7 protein-coding genes are annotated in these 7,298 nt (G+C 32.9%); 5 read left to right on the plus strand and 2 right to left on the minus strand.

The features are described from left to right. Window positions 1-109 precede the first annotated feature (109 nt). Window positions 110-472 (minus strand): MmcQ/YjbR family DNA-binding protein, encoded by a 363-nt coding sequence (locus VIL26_00295; protein ID HEY8389386.1) that lies wholly within the window; start codon window positions 470-472, stop codon window positions 110-112. Between the two features lie 2 nt (window positions 473-474). After that, window positions 475-1,431 carry a hypothetical protein gene (locus VIL26_00300; GenBank protein HEY8389387.1) on the minus strand — a complete coding sequence of 319 codons (957 nt, stop codon included), beginning with the start codon at window positions 1,429-1,431 and terminating at the stop codon, window positions 475-477. A gap of 164 nt (window positions 1,432-1,595) precedes the next feature. On the opposite strand from VIL26_00300, the gene VIL26_00305 reads away from it, so the two are divergent. The 5 genes from VIL26_00305 to VIL26_00325 all read left to right on the plus strand — a co-directional run bounded on the left by VIL26_00305 (window position 1,596) and on the right by VIL26_00325 (window position 7,274). Beyond that, on the plus strand, window positions 1,596-2,582 hold the full coding sequence (locus tag VIL26_00305; GenBank protein ID HEY8389388.1) for a deoxyguanosinetriphosphate triphosphohydrolase: 987 nt from the start codon (window positions 1,596-1,598) through the stop codon (window positions 2,580-2,582). A gap of 479 nt (window positions 2,583-3,061) precedes the next feature. Beyond that, on the plus strand, window positions 3,062-4,816 hold the full coding sequence (gene dnaG, locus VIL26_00310) for a DNA primase (protein ID HEY8389389.1): 1,755 nt from the start codon (window positions 3,062-3,064) through the stop codon (window positions 4,814-4,816). 7 nt (window positions 4,817-4,823) lie between these two features. Continuing rightward, window positions 4,824-5,897: an RNA polymerase sigma factor RpoD gene (rpoD, locus tag VIL26_00315; protein HEY8389390.1), complete on the plus strand. Its 1,074-nt coding sequence runs from the start codon at window positions 4,824-4,826 to the stop codon at window positions 5,895-5,897. Next, on the plus strand, window positions 5,894-6,568 hold the full coding sequence (locus tag VIL26_00320; GenBank protein ID HEY8389391.1) for a class I SAM-dependent methyltransferase: 675 nt from the start codon (window positions 5,894-5,896) through the stop codon (window positions 6,566-6,568). The genes rpoD and VIL26_00320 overlap by 4 nt, the downstream gene beginning before the upstream one ends. Before the next feature lies 1 nt (window position 6,569). After that, the gene (locus tag VIL26_00325) at window positions 6,570-7,274 is read left to right on the plus strand and encodes a hypothetical protein (GenBank protein ID HEY8389392.1); all 705 of its coding nucleotides are present in this window, start codon (window positions 6,570-6,572) and stop codon (window positions 7,272-7,274) included. Window positions 7,275-7,298 lie beyond the last annotated feature (24 nt).

Genomic DNA, 7,298 nt, shown 5'->3' on the forward strand with positions numbered 1-7,298 from the left:
AAATCGTCAGGCAGCAAAGTACAAAATAGACACAGAAATCTATAACGAAAAGACTGCAGTACATCCAGTTTAATAAGTTAAAAGCCACTCTAATAAAGAGTGGCTTTTTTTAAAAATATTTTCTTTGAATATATTTTGGCAATTTTTTGACGACTTCATTATAAGAAAGTTCTATCATCATTTTAATTTCGTTTTCTGACACTTTACCGTTTAGTTTTATGGTGTTCCAATACGGTTGTTGTACAGGCGGGCAATAATAACCTCTTGTCACAGTATCCGGATATATATTTCTAAAGAATAGTCCTTGTTCTGGGTCGCATTTTAATGTGATTTTATCAGGATATATTTGAGCAAAAATTGGAGTAAAACGTTCGGCTTTTAACTTAATGCAAGCAGGAGTATTTCCAAAAGGATAATCAATATATGAATATTTGAATTTCAAACAGAATTCAATTATTTGTTCAGGTGTCATTATTACAATCCTATTACTGCAGAAATTCTGGTATGCAATGCTTGATATAACTCTTCGGGTGTTTGCCAATTAATCATATTATTGTGAATGATATCAAACTGTTTTTTTAAGTAAAAATCTTTTTTGCACGTGTATATAATCGGTTTTTTAAGAGCTTCGGCATAACCGGCTTCAAAATATACTGGGCTTTTTTGATATGTAAGGTCAATAATACACAGCTTGCTTCTTTTTATTTCATAAAATATTTCTGAAGTAACAGGCTTTTTGTATTTGGTTTCATCCCAAAGCTTAGCAGCAATTTTGAGATCAGACAAAACTTTTATAATGCTTTCTTTAGCTTCATTCATTAATTCTTTATTGCTAATAATTATAAATGCCTGATTTACAGCAGCATTTTGTCTTTGTAATTCTTCTACTCTAAGCCAGCCTTTAAAGGATAGCGTAAGCGAAAAAACTCCCAAACCAATAGGTTCGATATATCCATCTTTTTCAAGATGTTTTAATAAAATGTTGATCTGATCAAGATTGTTTTCATATACGCAAAATAATGTCTTTAATAAAGCTGTTTTTTTGGCATATTGACGGTCATTGGCATTGGTGAGATAAATATTTGTAATCTTTGAACCGATATTTTTTATATAAAAAGCAATATTTAACAGAATCTTATTGATAAGGTCATGTAAGTTTTTTGGAAAGTAATTTAATAATATTTCAGGTGTAACTGTTTCAATGCGAGCGTCGTTTATTTCGGACTGGTTTATTGTGTCTGAAAAAATAGGAATGACGTCATTATTTTTTATAGCGTTGTAAATGTAAGCGCATATAACCAGCTTTTGATCATCAAAAATAGGTGGTGAGTAGTAATATTCTCCGCATACAGGACAGTTAACTTTTTTGTGCTTATTTAAAGAACTATTGCTTATAGATGCTTCACTATAACACATAGGGCAAAAGTCCATGTTACACCTCGTTATCTTAAGTTTATTGATTTTTTTGTGTATAATATTATACCATATATTATTGTTTAATACAATATTGTTTAACTTTTGATGTACAAGAGTATAACGTCATTTACAATATTACTATCATATTGTATAATTATAAAAAAACAAGGTAATAAAATATGAATAAAAATATTCAATATGAAATTGAAGAAAAATACTTATCGCCGTATGCTTTTAAATCAATAAACACCAAAGGCAGAAAAAAGCCGCTAGAACCGTCTATTTATCGCACAGAATTTATGCGTGATAGAGATCGAATAATTCATTGCAAATCTTTTCGCCGACTAAAGCATAAGACACAAGTGTTTTTATCGCCAGAAGGCGATCATTATCGCACAAGACTGACGCATACCTTGGAAGTAATGCAAATCGCACGTAGTATAGCGCGAGCTCTTAGACTTAATGAAGACCTTGTGGAAGCGATTTCTTATGGGCATGATTTGGGACACACGCCTTTTGGACATGCTGGTGAACGTGCTTTACAGACGTTTACGCAATTTGAACATAATGTTCAAAGTCTTAGAGTGGTTGATGTTTTGGAAAATAACTTTGAAGGCATGAATTTGACTTATGAAGTTAGGGACGGAATTTTGAACCATAGAAAAAGTGGTAATCCAAGCACTTTGGAAGGAAGGGTAGTATCAATTGCAGATAGAATAGCTTATATCAACCATGATATAGACGATGCCATTAGAGCCAATGTTCTAAAAGAAGAAGATTTGCCTAAAGAATTAACTGATATTTTGGGACATAGCGTTCATGACAGGATTAATAATATGATTTTAAACGTAATAAACAACAGCATGGATAAGCCTTATGTAAAAATGAATGATGAATTTACATATGCTTGCGATAAGCTAAGAGAGTTTTTGTTTGAAAGGGTTTATAATGATAGCGAACCAAAAAAAGAAGAACATAAAGTTGTAATGATGATTAAAATGCTTTATGAGTATTTTATTGAAAATATAAATAAATTGCCTAAGGGATATGCTAATTTGAATGCAACGGATGCTCAAAAAGTTTGCGATTATATTGCTAGTATGACTGACGGCTATTCAATATTTGTATTTAATAATATCTTTGTTCCGAAAGGCTGGCAATATTGATTTAACGAAAAAACCTTCCAAAATATTGGAAGGTTTTTTCGCTCTGTATAACGCATAAATCACATCAACCCATCTTTCGTAAATCTTGTATAAAACATACTTTTTTCTTTAGTATGATTTAAAACCAAAAAACACAAAATGTACAAACGGCAACAACACATAGGAGAATAGAGCCTATAACAGAAAGAAGCTTGTCTATTTTATTACTCATCATCTTCTCCCAATCTTCTCCCATTCAACCGTAATTTCTTAAGCAAAACGGTTGATTTTTAATCTTTTGTTTATAAATATTTTATCACATTTATTCAAGTATTTCAATACCTATTTTAAAAAAAGTTAAAAAATTAATGATTTTTTTAACATAAATAATGAATTTTTATACAAAAAAATAAAAAAAGGGTTTTTTACAATCTTGTCGAAATATATAAATGAAACATATTGCATAATAAAAACATATATGTAATAATTTGGAGATTAAATTGGCAGGACTTGATAAGGACTGGTTGGACAAGCTTATAAACAGTCATAATATTGTAACTGTTGTTTCCCGATATGTTCCTCTTACTAGAAAAGGGCATAACTATTGGGCTCGTTGTCCTTTTCATCATGAAAAAACGCCGTCATTTGCAGTTGATGAGGACAGGCAATTTTATCATTGTTTTGGATGCGGAGAAAGTGGTGATGTTATCAAGTTTGTTCAAAAGATTGAAAATATAGATTTTATAGAGGCAGTAAAACGTCTTGCTGATGAAGTCAAGTTAGAAATTCCTTCATATAAACTAGATAATGAAACCAAAGGACTAAAAGAAAAGCGAGATAAAATTATCAAACTCAACCGCATGGCAGCTGTGTTTTATCATAAAAAACTATTAAGTGAAGAAGGCAAACAAGCATACGAATATCTGCAAAAAAGAGGTATTAGTAACGAAGCTATAAAGAGATTTGCTTTAGGATACAGTCCGGATTTTAACCAGCTTGTAAACTATCTAACTTCTCAAGGATATTCGCCTGATGATCTGGTAATGGCTGGATTATGCGGTAGCAAAGACAAAAGATATTATGATGTTTTTGGCGGAAGATTGATCATTCCTATAATTAATAATTTTAATGAAGTAATAGGATTTGGCGGCAGAAGCTTAGTTAATACTGATTTTGCAAAATATCGAAATACTTCCGCTACACTTGTATTTGATAAGTCAAAAACTATTTATGCTATTAACGAACTAAAAAAGGCTAAACAAAATGCCAAGATTGATTATACAATCTTGTGCGAAGGCTATATGGATGTAATAGCGATGCAAATGGCAGGCTTTAATACTGCGGTAGCAAGTATGGGGACAAGCTTAACTACGGAGCAGGCAAAAACATTATTAAGATATGCACCGCTAGTTTATATCTGCTATGATGGCGACAGCGCAGGCCAAAAGGCGACTTTACGTGGACTTGATATTTTAGAAGAAAATGGTCTTGAAGTCAAAGTCATAGTTATGCCTGAAGGACTTGATCCCGATGATGTAATAAAACAAGAAGGCGCAGAAAACTTTAGAAAAAAATATTTGGAAAAAGCGTTGTCTTTAATGCAATATAAGCTTGAAGTTTTGAAAAAAGACTTTGACCTTAATACGGCAGATGGAAAATCCAAGTACGCTGTTAGGGCTGTAGCAGAAGCTTCAAAACAAAAAGATTATGTTTCCATAGAAGCAGCACTCAAAATTATTCAAAAAATTACGGGCTATACCTTCGAATCTTTAAAAGCGCAGCTTAATATGTCGGTAGAAGGCGTAAAACCTATTTTGGTTGAAGAAAAAAAGGATAATTTACAGCTAAAAGCTATAAAATATCTTTTGTGGGCAATCATAAATAATAAAGATTATGCTCACAAAGATTTCAGGCTAGATAAACTGCCTTTAAATGATTTTTATAAGAAAGTATATAGCTTTGCAAAATCTGGTAAAGATATAAAAACAATATATCTTGAATTTGATGAAAGCCTTCATAATGATTTGGGCGAAATTTTGGATTTTGGTGAACAGTATTCACACGACCCCATAGTTCAAAAAGAATATTATGACGGTTATTATTCTCAATTGCTATTAGAAGTGTTGGAAAAAGACAGAACGCAATTGAGTAAGGATTATGAAGTTGAGACAGATGAAACTAAAAAGCGAGAAATATTAGATGAGTTGAAAAAACTTATAGAAAAGATAAGCCAAATCAAAACCAAAGGAGTATAAATATTTAATGCAGGTAAACCTTAATGAAAAACAAAAACAAGAAGTTGAGCGGCTGATATCTTTGGGCAAAACCAAAGGTTATTTGACATATGATGAAATAGCCGCAAGATTTGTAACAGAATTTGAAGCTAGTGCAGAAATGATGGACGAAGTCTTGAAACTGATCAATGACGAAGGCGTCCAAATACTAGAAAATATTACTCAGATTGATAATGATGATGAAGATATTGACAAATTAATGCGTGATGTAAGCGTAGATGACCCTGTCAAAATGTATCTTAAAGATATAGGCAAGGTTCCTTTGCTTACTGCTGAAGAAGAAACTCGTCTTGCTAAGTTAATGGCAGAGGGTGATGAAGACGCAAAAAACAAGTTGAGCGAATCTAACCTTAGATTAGTTGTCAGCATTGCAAAAAGATATGTTGGCCGTGGAATGCAATTTTTGGATTTGATTCAAGAAGGCAATCTGGGACTCTTAAAAGCCGTAGAAAAATTTGATCATACAAAAGGCTTTAGATTTTCAACATATGCAACATGGTGGATTAGACAGGCAATAACCAGAGCTATTGCCGATCAAGCACGCACCATAAGAATTCCCGTACATATGGTGGAAACCATTAATAAACTCATAAGAGTTACAAGACAGCTATTGCAATCTTTGGGAAGAGAACCTACTCCTGAAGAAATAGCAGAAGAAATGGGAATTTCGGTAGAAAAGGTTAGGGAAATCCAAAAGATAGCTCAGGATCCTGTTTCTCTGGAAACACCTATTGGTGAAGAAGAAGATAGCCATTTGGGCGATTTCGTTCCTGATGAAAATGCAGTTTCGCCTTCTGAAATGGCCGAAATTTTGGATGCACGCGACAGAGTAAGAAAAGAACTTGAGGCTTTGACAGCAAGAGAACAGCAGGTTTTAAGATTGAGATATGGTATCTATGATGGACACCCCAGAACACTTGAAGAAGTTGGCAAGGTGTTTAATGTAACAAGAGAAAGAATAAGACAAATAGAAGCCAAGGCATTAAGGAAACTTCGCAATATTTCCAAGAGCCAAAAACGTCTTAAAGATCTAAACGGATGAAGCTGCCCAAACGACTTCAATCAATTGCTGACATAATTAAATATCAGGAAACTGTTGCCGATATAGGAAGCGATCATGGAAAGTTGTCTGTTTATTTGATAAAAAACGGACTTGCCAAAACAGTTTATGCGACTGATATAAGCGCTCCGTCATTATATAAAACAAGGATTTTGGCGGATGAAAGCGGGGTAGGAAATAATATTGTCACATTGGTGGGTGATGGTTTGCACCCCTTAAAAGATCATAGCTGCAAGATTGATTTGGGTATCATTGCAGGAATGGGCGGATATGAAATCATAAAGATTTTACAGACTGACACCGATTTTATTCAACATTATATTTTATCGCCGCAGCGTAATACATCCGTTTTACGAAAAAAGCTCAACGACTTTGGCTTCAAAATAATTAGAGATTTTATTGTGTTGGATAAAGCGAAGTTTTATGATATTATAGAAGTTGTCAAAGGTTATCAAAATTTATCTCAAGAACAAATAGAATGGGGAATAGATAATCTAAAAAATCCCACTAAAGACTTTTTGATATATTTGGATAAAAAAATTAAGATTTTGGAGCAAGCACTAAAACTTGCATCAGAAGAACAAGGAGGGATAATAAAAGCTAATTTAGAAAAGACAATGAAATTAAGAGAAGAACTTGGCAAGGAGGACTAATATGAATTTAGCTAAAATTTTGGCTTATCAAGAACAGGATATGCAATTAAGACGTTTAGAGCTTACCATTGAGCAAAGCAAGGATTTTGCAATTGCTGAGCAAGCAAAATCTAAATTTATTAATCTTGGGAATATAGCCAAAACCACGGAGAGCAATGCTGGAATTTTATATAAAAATTATAAAAAGCTTGAAAGCTATGTAGGCACCGTTTCTTCAAAGATCGACGAATTAGAAAAAGTGCTGGAAATGGAACTTAGCGATGAAAATTTGCAAAAAGTCGGCGCTCAAATAAAAAAGCTTATGGATAATCTCAATGCAGTTGAAAGAGAACTAAACAATATGCCCAAGAGCATTGATGAGCTTTTGAAAAAGAATGAAGAAGCAAGAAAACAAGGCGCTAATATGAGACATACATTTAATGAGGCGAAAAAAAGATTTGATGCGTTAAAGAGTGAAGTTCAACCGCAAATTGACGAGTACAAAAAGAAATTAGCGCAGCTTGCTAAGGATATAGATAAGGACTTGTTTTTAAAATATCAAAGTTTGAGAAAAGACAAGGTTTTACCTGCTTTTGTAAATGTTATTGACGGTAATCGTTGCGGAGGTTGCCGAATGGAACAATCAATGGCGGCTATTGCAAAACTCAAAGAAAAAGGAATTATAGAATGCGAGTCCTGCCGAAGAATTATATATATTGAAGATTAAATATTTATAAAGATAAATAGTTAA

It is taken from the genome of Clostridia bacterium (genome assembly GCA_036562685.1).
In the GTDB taxonomy this organism is placed as follows: Bacteria; Bacillota; Clostridia; order Christensenellales; family DUVY01; genus DUVY01.

What these genes read in the sequence shown, in the direction of transcription:
- VIL26_00295 (HEY8389386.1), bottom strand. Translation starts at nt 472, where the DNA reads ATGACACCTGAACAAATAATTGAATTCTGTTTGAAATTCAAATATTCA.
- VIL26_00300 (HEY8389387.1), bottom strand. Translation starts at nt 1,431, where the DNA reads ATGGACTTTTGCCCTATGTGTTATAGTGAAGCATCTATAAGCAATAGT.
- VIL26_00305 (HEY8389388.1), top strand. Translation starts at nt 1,596, where the DNA reads ATGAATAAAAATATTCAATATGAAATTGAAGAAAAATACTTATCGCCG.
- rpoD (HEY8389390.1), top strand. Translation starts at nt 4,824, where the DNA reads ATGCAGGTAAACCTTAATGAAAAACAAAAACAAGAAGTTGAGCGGCTG.
- VIL26_00320 (HEY8389391.1), top strand. Translation starts at nt 5,894, where the DNA reads ATGAAGCTGCCCAAACGACTTCAATCAATTGCTGACATAATTAAATAT.
- VIL26_00325 (HEY8389392.1), top strand. Translation starts at nt 6,570, where the DNA reads ATGAATTTAGCTAAAATTTTGGCTTATCAAGAACAGGATATGCAATTA.